Origin of the sequence: Sphingomonas sp. VDB2 (assembly GCF_047946695.1) — a bacterium.
In the GTDB taxonomy this organism is placed as follows: domain Bacteria; phylum Pseudomonadota; class Alphaproteobacteria; order Sphingomonadales; family Sphingomonadaceae; genus Sphingobium; species Sphingobium bisphenolicum.
The window spans coordinates 2317886-2333261 of the sequence record NZ_CP159615.1 but is presented as its reverse complement, the minus strand read 5'-3'; the positions used below and the strand labels follow the sequence as shown (position 1 = coordinate 2333261).

Genomic DNA, 15376 nt, shown 5'->3' with positions numbered 1-15376 from the left:
AATGGGTGTAATACGCGGCGATTCCAGCAAAGACCGTGTTGGACCAATCTCGCTGGATTACCATGCCACGACGCCGGTCGCGCCTGAGGTCGTCGCCGCGATGATCCCATTCTTTTCGGACACCTCTTGGAACGCCCATTCTGCACATGCCGGCGGCGCGATCGCTGCGAGCGCCGTGGCCGTCGCCCGCGCGCGGGTGGCAGACCTGGTTGGAAGTGCTCCAAGCGAAATCATCTTCACCTCTGGTGCCACCGAAGCAAATAATATCGCCATCCTTGGTACGGCAGCGGCCGCGACCCATTCCGGGTCTATTCGGCGGCGCATCCTCACTTCGACAATCGAACACAAATGCGTTCTCGAAGCGGCTGGCCACTTGTCGAGTGCCGGCTTCGTACACGAACTGATACCCGTAACCGCAGATGGGCTTATCGACCTCGCCGTCCTGAGCGAAATGCTCGATGAAGAAGTCCTCCTCATTAGTGTTATGGCGGCGAGCAACGAAATCGGTGTCATCCAGCCGCTGGCTCAAATTGGCGAACTAGCTGCGGATTATGGAGCAATTTTCCATGTCGATGCCGCGCAGGCGGTGGGACGCGTGTCGTTTGACGTATTTGCCCTCCGCTGCGATCTCGCGAGTTTCTCTGGTCACAAAATGTACGGTCCCAATGGGATCGGAGCGCTGTTTGTGTCATCCGCAGCCGAGCTAAAGCCTCGACCGATCATGTTTGGAGGGGGACAGGAGCAAGGGCTGCGACCGGGTACGCTGGCCGTCCCGTTGATCGTCGGCTTTGGTAAAGCTGCAGCGATCGCGGCGGAACGGATGGAGGCAGATGCCAGGCATCTTACCGAAATCGCTCATCTTTTTGTGAGTAATCTCAGATTGTTGGGGATCACGGCGCGCCTCAATGGGGCTCCTTCGCCCCGTTTGCCAGGAAGTCTGAACCTGCTGATTGACGGCGTCGACGCTGACGATGTTGTTCTGCGTCTTGGCGATGATCTGCACCTGTCGACCGGATCGGCCTGTCAATCGGGCGAGCTTCAGGGATCCCATGTGTTGCGGGCGCTCGGCCTGTCGGATCAAGATGTTGCCTCTTCGTTCCGCATATGTTTTGGACGAGGCCATACCGAATCAGACGCGATTGATGCCGCCAAATTGCTTGCAGAAGCAGTAGCCTCATGCGAGAAGCCCACTGGAGGAGGCGTCCAGCAGCGGGGTAGCGACGGTGGAAAGGTTCACGGCGAAGGATTTTCGCCCGCAATTTGCGGGACATGAAACCTTTCCTCTCAGAACGCTCTGGCTAAAAAAGGCGTTTGAGGCGGTAAAAGACGGCGCCGATCGTAATATCTTCGTTGCAGCTGACGCAATCGTTCGATTTGGTGTGGGTAAAAACATGGCGCAAGCGATGCGTCATTGGAGCGTGGCGACTGGTATTATTGAGGAAGTGGAGATGCGATGCCTCCCATCACCGCTCGGATCAGCAATCTTTGCTAATGACGGCGGTCTTGATCCCTATCTCGAGCATCCGGCCACGTTATGGCTGATCCATTTGGCGCTCGCCGGATCGCCTGAAATGTCCACAACATGGTATTGGGCATTCAACGTCTTCGGGAGCCTCGCATTCGACCGCGAGGCACTGACGCGCGGTCTTCTTGATATTGCCCAAGAACGCGGTTGGAAACGTGTCGCGCCCGTCACGATCAAACGTGATGTTGATTGTTTTATTCGCTCCTATGTCGCCCGTTCACGCGGCGGAGCGACCGAGGATGCGATCGAACCTATCCTCGTTGAGCTTGGTCTGATCCGTCCATCGCCCATCGGAGATGCCTTTGAATTCGTGCGCGGCCCAAAAGCTAGCCTGCCCGACGCAGTCTTCGTGATCGCCCTTGATCGCTTCTGGCGTGATGCCCATCGCGAGGCAGCAACGCTCTCGGCGGAAGCTGCGTGTTATGGGCGCGGCTCGCCCGGGCGTGTCTTTAAACTCGACGAAGACAGTGTGATCGAGCGAATGATCCGTATCGGTGAGACAACCGGCGGTGCGTTAGCATGGTCGGAAACCGCTGGATTGAAGCAGGTCGTCCGACACCGCGCCATCGATGAGGTGGCGGTACTTCAGCACGCCTTTGGAATCCGGAGGCGCGCGGCATGAAGCTTGCCGAAACCGTTGGCGTCACCCGCCGCTTTGCACGCTCGGCGCGGGTCGATGCTGATATCGGCAAAGCGGAGGCACTCGACGGCTATGTCCTGCAGCCCTCTGTTCGACAAGCATTCATCACGCTTGCGCAATCCTTTAAGCAGGCGGGCCAAGGGGCATTTACATGGACGGGCCCCTATGGCGGTGGCAAATCGTCAGCGGCGCTCGTTCTCGCCGGCTTGTTAGGAAAGAGCCCGGCGGCGCAGGCATCGGCGGTCGCGCTATTTGACAATGACGCGCTTGAGATTGTTGGCGCCTGCCTGCCCAGAACAAAGCGCGGGTGGCGCGTCGTTGCGCTCTCAGGACGGCGCGCAGCCCTTGCCGAGGATATAGCGCAGGCGTTTGATCTCCCTAATGGCGACAGGTTGGTCAGTCAGATCGGTGTAGCTGCCCTAAGCAAGGATGCTGATGGTCTCGTCATTATAATCGACGAGCTTGGCAAGTATCTTGAGCACGCCGCTTTGGACGGTGGCGACGCGCATATACTTCAAGATCTAGCGGAACTTTCGGCTCGCAGCCAAGGCCGCCTCTTGATCGTCGGCATATTGCATCAATCATTTGAGCGTTACGCCGCCAAGCTCTCGCGCATGGCCCGAGACGAGTGGGCTAAAATCCAAGGCCGGTTCCAGGACATTCCGCTGGCAAGCGCCACCGATGAGACCCTCGATCTCATTTCCAAGGCGATTACAGCCAAGGCTCCGCCCGTTGCGGCGGCGCCCTTAGCTTCGCGCGTCGCCCATGAAGTGCTCCAGCGTCGTGGCAGTGCGTCCCCCAATCTTGCCACCACGCTTGAGCAATGCTGGCCGCTTCACCCGGTCGTCGCGTTGCTCCTCGGACAACTGGCGCGCCATCGTTTTGGGCAGAATGAACGGAGCGTATTCGGCTTTCTTGGATCAGCAGAGCCGTTTGGTTTTCAGGAATTTCTTGGGGCAGATGAGCAGCCGCGTGGCGGCGTCTACGATCCCGCAATGCTCTTTGATTATCTCGTCTCCAATCTCGGACCGGCCATTCTTGCCTCAAGCGAAGGCCACCGCTTCTCGACCAGTCTGGACGCGGTCGATAGGGCGGCCGCACGCGGTGGGCCATTGCACATCGCGGTCGCAAAATCTGCTGCGGTCATAGAGCTGTTCGGCGCCGGTACTGGGCTAATCGGAAGCGATCTGCTGCTTGCGGCATGCGTTCCCGCCATGTCGGAACGTGAGGTAGCAGGCGCACTTGAGGATCTCGTTGCCTGGTCGGTGCTGATCCACCGTCGGCACCAGGGCGCATTTGTCATATACTCTGGATCAGATTTCGATCTCGATGCCGCCGTTTCCGCTGAGAGAACACAATCAGGCCGCGCGGACTTAGCCGACCGGCTCGCCCTGCCCGCGATTGTCGCTAAACGCCATTATTACCGCACCGGAAATTTGCGCTGGTCCGACGTGGCGATTTATCCGCTGCCCGAGATTGAATTGACAGTCGAGGCCAGTCGCGGCGATCGTGTGGCGGCGTTCGCCAGCGCCCATATTGCGGCCTTTGCGGAATGGCGCGGGTCACGGCGCAAAAACCCAACGCTCGTCCTCGGCGTTAAGCCGCCTGAGATGTCGGAGGCCGAAGCTGAGGCCATCGCCATCGCGCTTGCCCGACGTGACGAGCATGCCAGCGTCACAATCGGATTGCCCAAATCGAGCTATATGATCCGAGAACTGGCCGCAGAGCTTGATGCACTTGAACGTGTCGCGCGGCAGAACCCGCAGCTCGAAGGAGATATGATTGCCCGCCGCGAAGTAGCTGCTCGGGTCTCCGAAGTCGGGAGCGCGCTCGAACAGGAAGTGCATCGCGCCTTCGATCGCGCCAAATGGTATGCACAGGGCTCCCGCGCTAGGCAATATGATGGCGCACCACTCAGCGCGATCGCGTCAGCAGAGGCGGACGCCCTGTTCATCGAGACTCCGCTTATCCGAAACGAGCTGATCAACCGCGAGCGCCCATCGTCAAATGCGATGGCTGCAGTTCGTGCCCTGCTTCACGCCATGACCAGTCAGCGTGACGTCGCGCGGCTTGGGCTCGTAAATTTCCCACCAGAATATGCTCTTTATGCGACAGTGTTGGAGCAGGCGGGACTGCACCGGATCGGGAATAATGATGAATGGGTGTTCTGCGCGCCCGATGAAAGTGAAGTGGGCCGAAGCTACGTGCCCGTATGGGAAGCCGCGCAGGCACTCCCGATGGATGCGACGATCGCCGACTTGTACGAGATCTGGAGCAAGGCGCCGATCGGCATGCGCGCAGGGGCCATGCCTCTGCTCGCATTCGCTTGGATGTTGGCTAATGAATCCAGCACTGCTGTCTATCTTGACGGCTATTTCGTGCCGGTGATCGACGAATTGGTGGCGGATCGTCTCCTGCAGACGCCCGAAGCACTGACGGTGCGGCGCATCGAAATGGGCCGTGAAAAGGATGTGTTGTTGAACGGCCTTGCGTCCATTCTGAGGCAGCGCGGGCTCGCGACCGCAGAGGCTAGCCCGCTTCTTGTCGCGAAGGGCTTAGTCCGCATCGTTGCCAGCCTGCCGAAATGGACGCAGCGGACGCGTTCGATCGAGGCGAATACGCGTAAACTGCGTGACTTTCTCCTCCATGCCGACGACCCCCACCGCCTGCTTTTCAAAGACCTCACCTTCTTGGGCAAAACGCCTACTGCACGCGTCGCGGCAGTGCATGCAGCCCTGCTGGAACTCGATGTCGGCTATCATGCGATGCTTGACGGATTGCGCCGAGCGCTAGCCGTCGCCTTGGGTTGTGATATCGCATCCTTCGCGGGATTGCAGCGCCGCGCTGCAGCCGTCCAAGGTGTGTCAGGCGACTTGCGCCTCGATGCCTTTGCCCAGCGTGTGGGTGCGCTTGAAATCGGGCAGGATCCCTATGCGGAAGTCGAGGGGCTGGGCAGCTTTCTAATACACAAGCCCGCCCAGCAATGGACTGATCAGGATGTCGACAAGGCGCATGCCGAACTCGTGCGCTTTGCCCGCCGCATGCGTGAAGCTGAAGCCATGGCGGTCGCACGCGGCCGTTCGACCGGTGCCGAAGCGCTGAGCTTAGTTGTGGCGGGACGGGGCGGTGAGCCCGTCGTGCACAGCTTCGACATCAATGCCGACGAATCCATCCAAGCAAAAGCGTTGGCAGACGACCTTATGTCTCGCCTCGATGATATCGACTACCGTGTCCAGTTCGCAGCACTTGCCGAGGCGTTCAGGCGGCTTGAGCTGGCGCAGCCTGGCGATTGCGAGGCCGCTGAATGACCATAGAACGCCATATTCTCGGCCTCTCCGGTGGGCGCGATTCTGCTTCGCTTGCGATCTGGATGCGTGAGAACCGCCCCGAGGTGGAACTAGAATATTTCTTTACCGATACCGGTAAGGAACTTCCGGAAGTCCATGAATTCCTCGACCGGCTCGAAGGTTATCTCGGCCGTCCGATTCTGCGTCTCAATCCCGACCGCGACTTCGACTTTTGGCTTCGCGAGTATAAGAGCTTTCTGCCTTCGCCGCGTACGCGCTGGTGTACACGCCAGTTGAAATTGCGGCCGCTGGAGCAATGGCTGCGCCCAAGCCTCGATGCTGGCGTCAAGGTCCATTCTTATGTTGCCATCCGCGCGGACGAAGACCGAGCCGGATATCAGGCCACGCACGCGAACATGGTTGTCCATTTCCCGCTTCGGGAGGCGGGGATCGACAAGACCGGTGTCATCGAGTTGCTCGATTCGTCTGGCGTGGGCGAGCCCGCTTATTATAGCTGGCGCTCGCGCTCGGGATGCACCTTCTGCTTCTTCCAGCAGAAGATCGAATGGGTTCGCCTCATGCGAGAACATCCAGACTCATTTGCCGAAGCGAAGGCCTATGAGAAAAATGCGGTCGAACATGGATCACCGTTCACCTGGTCCGATGCCGAGAGTCTTGAAGAACTATCGCAGCCCGAACGCGTCGCGCAGATCGAAAGCGATTATGACAAGCGTCTTGAGCGATTGCGTCGCAAGCGCCGGCTCAATCCCCTGCGGGATGGCCTCGAAGTATCGATTGACGACGTCTATGGTGTGGACGAGGTCAGTGCGGGCTGCGTGATTTGTCACAAGTGAGCGTCCTTCCACTCACCGATGAAACGCCAGCCTCGCGCGGACTGAGTGATGCGCTACGCGCCGGTGAACCCATCTATCTTCTCCCAAAAGACGACGTGGCGAACGGGGTCATCTCGCCGGCCTTGTCCTCGTGCAATAGTGCCGACGTAATGATCGGCTTTTTCGCAAGTCAATCGCTGGCGGAAATCGCGCCGGGCCTTGCAACCTATCTCCGTTCGACCCAGGCGCCGCTCCGGCTGATCGTCAGCCCCTATCTGACCGCCGCCGACCAATTGGCATTAGCCGCTGGCACGATGCCGTCAGAAAGTTTGGCGAGCGCGAAGATTATCGACAGCCTGCCCGACGCCGATGCTTTGAGCCGCCATACATTGTCCTGCCTAGCTTGGTTGGTCGCGCAAGGGCGTCTCCAGATGCAGATCGCGCTGATGCGGGACGCTCTCTTCCATCCAAAGGTCTGGTTATTCCGCGATGGCGACGACGTCGCCGCCCTTCATGGCTCGGCCAATATGACGGGAGCCGGTTTAGGAAAAAATCGGGAGCAGCTCAGCCTTTCGCGCTCTTGGATGAGCGACGACGGCGCGCGAACCTGCGCTCGCCTGTCCGAAGAATTCGAAATGCTCTGGCGCGGCGGCGATAATGATTGCGTGATCGTAGATCTGCCCAAAGCGCTCGAAGAGCAGCTACTGCGTGATTACAAATCCGAGCGTCTGCCAGATGAAGATGATTGTCGGCGGCTCTGGAGAAAGGCCCATGGACTACCCGAGGAGTCTGTGGCCGAGCTGGCGGCCAGTGACTCGCGCGAACCTCTGCGCTTCGCGATCCCTGAGTGGCTTGAATATCGCGTAGGCGAATATGCCCACCAGGGAGAAGCGGTCGATGCCTGGCGCGCAACCGGGTGGCGCGGCGTCCTCGAAATGTGCACAGGGTCGGGTAAGACGCTGACAGCGATGATCGGGGCGCATCAACTTCATGCCGAAGTCGGGCCGTTGTTGATCGTGGTAGCAGCCCCGTACAAGGTTCTTGTCCAACAATGGTGCGGCGAGATCGGCCTGTTCGGCTTGAAAGCGGTCGATCTCACGGCCGAGGCCGGCGCCAAGGGCAGAGAACGCGTGATCGCCAACGCCCGCCGACGACTTAGGCTGGGCCTCAGCCCTTCAGAAGCGCTCGTGGTCTCCAACGACACCCTCTGCACACACGAGTTTGCCGCGCAAATCGCCAAACATGATGGGCCAAAGCTGTTGATCGCCGACGAGTGTCACAACCTTGGCGCTGCTGGCTTTATGGCTAATCCACCGACCTTCTTCGACTATCGGCTCGGACTGTCGGCGACGCCTGTCCGGCAATATGACGACGTGGGCACTGCAGCTCTGTTCGATTTCTTCGGTGATCCCTGCTTTAGCTTTCTACTCGAGCAGGCGATCGGGCGTTGTCTCACGCCTTATGACTATCACGTCCACTTTGTCCCCCTCAGTGCCGATGAAATGGCCGATTGGCGTGACCTGAGCGAACAGATCGCGAAGCTAGCCTGGAAGATTCAGGCGGGCATAAAGGACGATCGGCTCAACAATTTGTTTCTGAAACGACGGCGCGTGCTGGAGACCGCGCGCTCCAAGCTCGACAAACTCGGAGAATTACTGGACGAAGAGAATGCGAGGGCGTTGCGATACACGCTCATCTATGCGACCGACAAAGATCCCGCGCAGCTCGATCAAGTAAATGCTGCCCTCAATGAACGGCGCATCCTTTTCCATCAACTGACTGCCGAAGAGAGTGGTGACAAGGTCAGGACGCAGCGAATCCTCAGCCGCTTCCAAAGTGGTGATCTTCAAGTTTTGACAGCCAAGCGCGTTCTCGATGAAGGGGTCAACGTACCGCAGATCGAGCGCGCCTTCATCCTCGCGAGCACAACAGTCAGGCGCCAGTGGGTTCAGAGGCGCGGGCGATTGCTTCGCACCTGTAAAGCCATTGGCAAGACACATGCGGTAATTCACGATCTCGTGGCGCTGCCGCCGGAAGCTTATGAAGGCGGAACCCTGGACTCGGAGGCGAAAAAGATTGTTAACTCCGAACTGGATCGCGCCTGGGAGTTCGCGCGGCTCAGTCGAAACGGGGCGGCAACCGGGGGACCATTCGCAAAGGTCGAGGAGCTTCGTGCGCTTTTGAAGGGGTGAGGCAGGATGGCATATAAGGACGAAAAGATCGTCACGATCATAATGGAGCAGCTTGGCAGTGTCGAAGAGCGCTGCCCGGGCTATCGTGATGAGGTGCAACAAGCCCTAGCCGAGATTCTCCAAGCTGAGCGCCAGCATCAGTTTGCCCGAACGAACATCGTGTCCAAGATCGGGGACCTGGTGGGTCGCGTCGGCACCTTTCTCGATCGCGACACACTGCCGAGTGAGGGATAAGCTATGAGGTTGATCCGCGCTCGTTTCGAAGGCTTTCGCTTGCTCGACGGTATCGACTTCGAATTCTCGAACGATCCAGACAAGAACATTACCGTCATCCGCGCCGCGAATGAAAGCGGCAAGACGACGATGCTGACCGCCCTTCAATGGTGCCTGTTTGGCGAGGACGCGCTCCCATCGGGATACAGCCCCCACTCGATGGACAAGAAGCCGGGCGAGCTGTCTGATACCGTTTGCGAAGTAATATACGAGGTAAGCGGCAAGACTGGAGCCAAGCGCTTTCGCCTGATCCGAAGCCTGACGGAGCATGTCGGATCGGCTGTCCGAAGCCGATCCGTGCCGCAACTTTACGAAATCCTGCCCAGCGGCGCCAAGGAAGTACCGAATGTCGAAGCCCACCTTGCGGTGCATATGCCCGGGGAGCTGCGCGAAGTATTTTTCACCGACGGGGACCGGGCGCTCAGCTTCATCGAAGGGCTTCGCACCGAGCAGCAGCGTCGAGTGAAGAAGGCCATCGAGCAGTTGATGGGCTTGCCGATGCTTGAAGAAGCGGTCGATCACGTAAAGAAGGTCGAACGTGACGTCCGCGCCAAGGCCGACGCCGCCGCCGGGAGCGACGAACTGCGACGTATCCGCGTCGAGCTTGAGTCGATCGATCAATCGATCCCGGAACTCGAAGGCAAGCTGAAGGAAGCGCAGGAAGAGATCGCCAATCTCACTGACCTTCACACCAAGGCCGACCGGGAGTTGCAGGAGGCGTTGAAGCGCGGCAATCGCGAGGAGATCGCCATCGAACTGGCGCGCGCTCAGAAGCAGCGGATTGCTTCCGAAGGTCGAATCAGGGCGGCAGAACTTCGCCAGGCCGCACTTCTTTCGAGCAAAGGGTTCGCGCGCGAAATGCTCGGTGACAAGTTCAGAGCCGCCGGTGCGCTGTTGGATGATCTTCGGAAAAAGGGCGCGATCCCCAACAAGACCATTCCGATTCTTGAGGACCGACTGCAGCATAGCGATTGCATATGTGGCGAGAGTCTCGATGCGGCTCAGACCGACGGTGCCCGGCGTCGCGCGCATATCCAGCAGCTGATCGAGGACAGTCGGGACGCCGACGCGCTGAAATCCAAGGTGTCGGATCTGTATTTCGAAGGCCGCGAGCTGTTCATTCCGGCCGCATCGACCTGGATAGACGAGTATACAGCTGCCTTTGGTGACCGGAACAACGAACAGCGGACCTATGAAGAGCTCGGCCAAGCAGAGGCCGACCTTGAGGCACGCCTCGATAAGGTCAAGGATGACAACGTCCAGCGCGCACGGGATATGCGCGATACCTATCGTCAGCGTCTCGACGAGAAAATACCGCTCGCGGCGCGCCTTGATCACCAAATCCGCGATCGCCGGGAAAGGCGTGTCGAACTCGATCGAAAGTTTCAGGCCCTGTCCGCCCGTGAGGATAAGGCCCGCCGCTTCACTTGCGAGTTGGTCGTCGCGCGCGATATTCGTGGCGTCGTCGAGCGTGCGCTGGAGATCATGAAGACCCGCGAGGTCGAGGCGGTCTCGCAGAAGATGAACCAGTATTTCCGGCGAATGATCGGCGCCCATCCCGACAATGCCCTGATCCAGCGCGCCGAGATTACTCCTGAATTTCACATCGTCGTGCACGGACGCAACGATAAGAAGCTTGATCCTTCGATGGACTTGAACGGCGCTTCGCGCCGCGCGCTGACTATCGCGTTTGTGCTGGCTCTCACGGAAGTAAGTGGCGTCGAAGCGCCCAATGTCATCGATACGCCGCTAGGCATGATGAGCGGGTTCGTCAAAACCGAGGTCGTGCGCGTCGCCTCAGAAGCCAGCTCCCAATTGATCCTCTTTCTCACTCATGACGAGATCAACGGCTGCGAAGCGATCCTAGACGCACGCGCAGGAAAGGTGCTCACGATCACTAACCCAATGCACTACCCGCGTATGCTCAAGAATGACCCTGGCACGACGGACGCGCGAGCGATCCAATGTGCCTGCGATCATCGGTCCGTGTGCGACGAATGCGAGCGCCTACCGGCCGGCGCAGCCGAGCTGGAGGCTGCGTAATGCACAACCCATTCGCCGGCAGCGATATCATGATTCCCGACGATTTCCGCGAGCATTTTGACTCGTTCGTCCAAAAGAAAGAGGGAAAAAGCGCACAGCCGATCCATCAGCCATTCGGTCGAAATATCGACATGTGGTTTTTCGCGATCTGTCTAGCGGTAAAGAAAGGCCTCACACCGACCACGCATGCCGGCAAGTCCTACAAAGCCGCAGAGGGCGTCGTTCTCAACGCCGATCCCTGGAGGCCAACGGCACTGACGCTGCTTGCGATCGGTGAAACAGGTGACGTGTCGATCGTCGATCGGCCAGGAGAAATGCTGCGCATTGCCAGCGGATACGCAATGGCGGGCCTGCCTGAACTGTTGGCGCTGCTCAACGAACGAGAAGGTGACACCGCATTGGATTATCTCAGCGAATCAATCGAAGGCATGCTTCGTACCAAGAAAGCTGCCTGACGATGAAAGTCGAACAGCGGCTATGGACTATTGAAAAGCTGATAGGCCTGAAGGCGGAGATCAATTTGAATCCGGCATGGCAGCGTGGCCCTGCGTGGAAGGATGCACGCCGCGTCCTGCTTATCGACTCGATCCTGCGAGACATGGACGTCCCGAAAATTTATCTCCGCAAGCTCCCAGCAGGCGGACTTTTCAAATATGAGGCCGTCGATGGCCAGCAGCGCCTCCGTGCCATTTGGGACTTCGCTGCCGCGCCAATAGCAGCGGACAAGTCCAAGGCTTTCGCGCTGAATAGTCCCGACGCATTGCCACCGGTTGGCGGATGCGCGATCGCTGGAAAGACACTCGCCAAGCTCGAGAAGCCACTGAGCGATCGGTTCAAGGCGTTCAAGATCGGTGTCGGAGAGATCGTCGAATCCACAAATGACGAGATCACGGTACTGTTCGCACGTTTGCAAATGGGTATGCCGCTCAACCCAGCCGAGCTGCGCAATGCCGATCTGGGTCCAATGCGCAACGTGATCCAGCTAATGGCGACCTCTCACGAATTCTTCACTGGCACCAGGATCAAGGACGATCGAACCCGCCACTTCGATTTCGCGACCTACGCATTTGCGATCGGCGCCAGCAATGGTACCCGCGACATGAAATCGCCTGATCTGCGCGAACTACAGCGCGAATATAACGCCAAGCCGATGGACGAGATCACGGCACTGTCGGCCAAGGTGGGCGCGGCGCTCAACATCTTGGCCGAAGTCGATCAGGAGACCGGTTATCGAATCATCAGAAAATGGATCTTCGTCGATCTGCTCTTGCTGATCATGCAGTATCAGGCGGCCGGCAAGGCGATCGACATCACTCGATTTACGATTGCCTATGACGCATTCGAGGAGCGGCGGCAGCAATATACGTCCGAACCCGATCTGCTTCTGAACGGTCGGAGGCGCGACGCTGCGCCCAACGATCGTGCGCTCTATGACTATCTTTACGCCTTCCGAACCGAAGGCGCCAAGGCCGCCAGCCTTCAAAAGCGGAACAAGGCGCTCGCGAAGTTCTTCCGACGTGTGGAGGTGCGATAGTGGCTTTCGACCCTGGCACTATCCCCGGCTCACTCCTGCAGGAATATGCCAAGGGGCGTTGCGGCCTGCTCGTCGGTGCTGGCGCGTCAGTCGGAGCGGGCTTGCCGCAATGGGGCGACCTTCTTCGTCAAATGGTCGCGGAAGCAAAAGACAATGTCGGTATCTCCGATGAGAAAGTTTCCGACTATGAGTCCCTGATTGATCAGGGCCGCTACTTGATGGCGGCATCCGGCCTCAAGACCGATCTCGGCAGCTTTTTTGCCGGCTTCATTCGGCGCGTCTTTGTCGACTCGAAGCCCGCTCCGACCGAGTTGCACGAGGCTATGGCCAAGCTAGCTCAGCTCCAATTTGTTTTGACCACCAACTATGACACTTTGATCGAACGGACGTTCCGCAAGAACGATCCGGATGTTACCGTGTGTACGTTCAAGGATGCTGGTGAGGTCCGACGTAGTCTGTCGAGCCGAGAATTCTTCATCCTAAAGGCGCATGGCGACGCGACGAAGAGCGGCGACGGGATCATCCTAACTGAGCAGGATTATCGCAACATCCTGTTCAAGGAGCCGGCGTACCAGCACATGCTGGCGACCATGTTTTCCATGTACACGGTCATCTTCGCTGGCGCGTCAATGACGGATCCTGAAGTCAATTTGATGTTGAACTACGTCGCCAGCACATTTGCTCCTGACTCCGGTCCGACGCACTATGCGCTTCTGACCAAAGAAAAGATCAACGAGGTCGAGAAGGAGCGCTGGTTCAAGGATTTCAAGATCCGCGTGATCCCCGTGAGTTCCGCAGACGAATATGCAGAACTGGCCGAATTCGTCCTTGCGCTAGCGGCCTCAGCGCTGCCGGTCTAGGAAATCGTCGGCCCGCTCCGGCCGCGCCCGATCGACCAGCTAATGCCGTCGCCGCGCATCAATCCCGAGACCGACTTTCCGACCTGCCGTTCCAGCGCCGGACGCCAAGGTACGAGTGTGAAATCCCGGGCGCGCTCGATGACGGCGAAGCGCCCGCTGACGAGATCGACCGAACGGCGATAGACGCCCTCGATCCGCGCGCCCTCGGCAGCTTCCCGGAATGGCATTTTCACCTCGTCGGCGAACTGGCCTGCAACCCGAAGCAACTCACGGCGCCGGAGCGCCGCGATCATGCCGTTCGAAAATTTAGTGCTGGCCCCGGTTTCCTCAGCAAAACCCTGCGCCACCAGCCACTGCCGCCGACGCGCTTGGGCATCTCGCAGGTCGTGGCCGAATCCGGCATCGCGAACAGGCTCGGGCGTGGCCGAAACAAGTTCTCGATCGATCCAGGTCGCGGCCTCGGCACCGACCAGCCGATCGAGCGGCTGTGCCGACAGCATGGTGAGCGCGACCGGACGGTCCTGCAGCCTCGCTGCCTCACAGGCCGCAACCCGCTCAAGATGGTCGGGTGCTATGATCCAGCGGCCCGACGGCTCGCGCTCGACGATGCCCGATAATCGTCGCATCGCCTCCAGCCGACGTACATGGGTCTCGGCAAAGGCTTGGGTAGCGGTCGGATCGTGGCGCAGATGGGCATCCATGTCGTAGCGGCCGCCATTGGCGTTGGCGACAGTGGCGATGGTCCGATCGACCTCACGCACTGTCGGGCTGACCGGATCGATCCGCACGATCGCGCCATGCGGCAAGCTGGCATCGGTTTCCGTGCCTCCGTCGGCGAAGCTAAGGACAGGCCTGCCGATCGCCACATAGTGGCTGCGCCCGTCCACGCCATCGACGATCAGATAGTGGCGATCGGCATGCTCGTCGGCGAGCCCGTGCGCCAGCACGCGGCCGACAATCGGTCGGGCACCGGGTGCGCCCGGATCGTAAATCACTTGGTCGACCACCGCTCGTTCGGTCGCGGCGCGCGAAAATTCGCGCTGCATCGTGCGGACGATGTCGCCGCGTTCGCCCAATGCGCGCAGTGTCTCAGCAATGTCGGGCGCGAGCCGGAAACGTCCGGCGCCGAGTGGCTCGGCCAGGCCCAGGCGCGACAACTTCGCCAGCCGACCGGCGCGCAGTGTCTGGTCGAAAGCGTCGCAACCGTTGGTCGCCACCACCAGATCGGCGTCTGCCCCCTTGAGCAAGACCCGGTCGATCGATGTCAGGCGCTCTTGCTCGACTTCGGCGCGCAGCGCCTGCGCGATCTCACGGTCCGTGCGCGGGCCAAGATCAAGATCGACCAGCTCTGCGGCGCGCTCGCGGATGCCGGTCGTCATATAGTCACGGGCGATGACGAGATCGGCGCCACGACCGTCCTTCCCGCGCACCACGATATGGGTGTGTGGATGGCCGGTGTTGAAATGATCGACGGCCACCCAGTCCAGCCTGGTCCCGAGATCCTCTTCCATCCGGTCCATCAGCCGCCGGGTCAGGGGTTTCAGATCGTCATATTGATCGCCGTCCTCGGGCGAGACGATGAAGCGGAACTGGTGGCGATCACCAGACCCGCGCTCGCCGAATGCTTTGCCGTCCACGGTATCGGCATCGCGCCCGTAGAGCGTGCCGCGTTCGCCCTCGCGCGTCGTACCGTCGCGTTGGAGATAGCGCAGGTGCGCGGCAGCAGCCGATGCGCCCTTTCCGGCGAGCCTGACAATGCTTGCCTTGACGATGACGCGGCGGCGGTTCGACGACGCATGACCGCCGCGGCTGGCGAGCAGCCGTCCGACCCCCGCGCCGCGCCCGATCCGGGTGCCCGAGAACGCTCCCCGCGCGACGCCCGGTGCAGCCGCGCTACCGCGAGCTAGATTGGCGGCGGCGAGGACGCGGCCGAGATAGCGCCGGGCGCGCTTGCCACCCTGCTGGCGTTGGCGCCCGAGAGTGGGCAAAAAGCTGTCGTCGTCGTCCATTTTGCTGATTCCAAGGGCGGGGAAGGGCAAGCATGCCGCGCAGCCGGTGATATGAAAACCGGTGCCGCCGCAGATGGCGTAATGCCGCCCCTTTGGCGCGGAACGGCACTGGTGCCCAGTGGGCAGTGCCGGTCACGGGTCCAAAAAGCGATGTGCAGACAAGGGTTTATGGCGCGCCAG

The 15376-nt window shown here is 59.9% G+C and carries 11 protein-coding genes; 10 read left to right on the top strand and 1 reads right to left on the bottom strand.

The window, feature by feature from the left end:
• The first annotated feature begins 1 nt into the window (after position 1).
• From ABT375_RS11540 to ABT375_RS11495, 10 genes are read left to right on the top strand one after another with little or no spacing between them, the layout of a single operon-like run.
• Positions 2-1273 carry a cysteine desulfurase family protein gene (locus tag ABT375_RS11540; protein WP_416462511.1) on the top strand — a complete coding sequence of 424 codons (1272 nt, stop codon included), beginning with the start codon at positions 2-4 and terminating at the stop codon, positions 1271-1273.
• Entirely contained in the window at positions 1224-2147 is a 924-nt protein-coding gene (locus ABT375_RS11535; RefSeq protein WP_416462510.1) for a DUF4007 family protein, read from the top strand. Before ABT375_RS11540 ends, ABT375_RS11535 begins: the two co-directional genes overlap by 50 nt.
• Positions 2144-5473 carry a hypothetical protein gene (locus ABT375_RS11530; RefSeq protein ID WP_416462509.1) on the top strand — a complete coding sequence of 1110 codons (3330 nt, stop codon included), beginning with the start codon at positions 2144-2146 and terminating at the stop codon, positions 5471-5473. Before ABT375_RS11535 ends, ABT375_RS11530 begins: the two co-directional genes overlap by 4 nt.
• A complete protein-coding gene (locus ABT375_RS11525; RefSeq protein ID WP_416462508.1) occupies positions 5470-6306 on the top strand; it encodes a phosphoadenosine phosphosulfate reductase family protein in 837 nt (278 codons plus the stop codon). Before ABT375_RS11530 ends, ABT375_RS11525 begins: the two co-directional genes overlap by 4 nt.
• The gene (locus ABT375_RS11520; protein ID WP_416462507.1) at positions 6303-8477 is read left to right on the top strand and encodes a DEAD/DEAH box helicase family protein; all 2175 of its coding nucleotides are present in this window, start codon (positions 6303-6305) and stop codon (positions 8475-8477) included. Before ABT375_RS11525 ends, ABT375_RS11520 begins: the two co-directional genes overlap by 4 nt.
• 6 nt (positions 8478-8483) lie before the next feature.
• Positions 8484-8711 (top strand): hypothetical protein, encoded by a 228-nt coding sequence (locus ABT375_RS11515; protein ID WP_137785133.1) that lies wholly within the window; start codon positions 8484-8486, stop codon positions 8709-8711.
• A 3-nt stretch (positions 8712-8714) separates the two neighbouring features.
• A complete protein-coding gene (locus tag ABT375_RS11510) occupies positions 8715-10793 on the top strand; it encodes an AAA family ATPase (RefSeq protein WP_416462506.1) in 2079 nt (692 codons plus the stop codon).
• Positions 10793-11248: a hypothetical protein gene (locus ABT375_RS11505; RefSeq protein ID WP_416462505.1), complete on the top strand. Its 456-nt coding sequence runs from the start codon at positions 10793-10795 to the stop codon at positions 11246-11248. The genes ABT375_RS11510 and ABT375_RS11505 overlap by 1 nt, the downstream gene beginning before the upstream one ends.
• Positions 11249-11250: 2 nt before the next feature.
• Positions 11251-12327 carry a DUF262 domain-containing protein gene (locus ABT375_RS11500; protein ID WP_416462504.1) on the top strand — a complete coding sequence of 359 codons (1077 nt, stop codon included), beginning with the start codon at positions 11251-11253 and terminating at the stop codon, positions 12325-12327.
• Positions 12327-13187, top strand: a complete 861-nt coding sequence (locus ABT375_RS11495; RefSeq protein ID WP_416462503.1) for an SIR2 family NAD-dependent protein deacylase — start codon at positions 12327-12329, stop codon at positions 13185-13187. Before ABT375_RS11500 ends, ABT375_RS11495 begins: the two co-directional genes overlap by 1 nt.
• Here ABT375_RS11495 and rlxS read toward each other — a convergent pair.
• On the bottom strand, positions 13184-15196 hold the full coding sequence (rlxS, locus tag ABT375_RS11490) for a relaxase/mobilization nuclease RlxS (RefSeq protein WP_416462502.1): 2013 nt from the start codon (positions 15194-15196) through the stop codon (positions 13184-13186). The genes ABT375_RS11495 and rlxS overlap by 4 nt on opposite strands.
• Between the last annotated feature and the right edge of the window lie 180 nt (positions 15197-15376).

Bases quoted from the DNA above. Each gene is read 5' to 3' on its own strand.
- ABT375_RS11525 (WP_416462508.1), top strand. From the start codon at position 5,470: ATGACCATAGAACGCCATATTCTCGGCCTCTCCGGTGGGCGCGATTCT.
- ABT375_RS11505 (WP_416462505.1), top strand. From the start codon at position 10,793: ATGCACAACCCATTCGCCGGCAGCGATATCATGATTCCCGACGATTTC.
- ABT375_RS11540 (WP_416462511.1), top strand. From the start codon at position 2: ATGGGTGTAATACGCGGCGATTCCAGCAAAGACCGTGTTGGACCAATC.
- rlxS (WP_416462502.1), bottom strand. From the start codon at position 15,196: ATGGACGACGACGACAGCTTTTTGCCCACTCTCGGGCGCCAACGCCAG.
- ABT375_RS11500 (WP_416462504.1), top strand. From the start codon at position 11,251: ATGAAAGTCGAACAGCGGCTATGGACTATTGAAAAGCTGATAGGCCTG.
- ABT375_RS11515 (WP_137785133.1), top strand. From the start codon at position 8,484: ATGGCATATAAGGACGAAAAGATCGTCACGATCATAATGGAGCAGCTT.
- ABT375_RS11510 (WP_416462506.1), top strand. From the start codon at position 8,715: ATGAGGTTGATCCGCGCTCGTTTCGAAGGCTTTCGCTTGCTCGACGGT.
- ABT375_RS11530 (WP_416462509.1), top strand. From the start codon at position 2,144: ATGAAGCTTGCCGAAACCGTTGGCGTCACCCGCCGCTTTGCACGCTCG.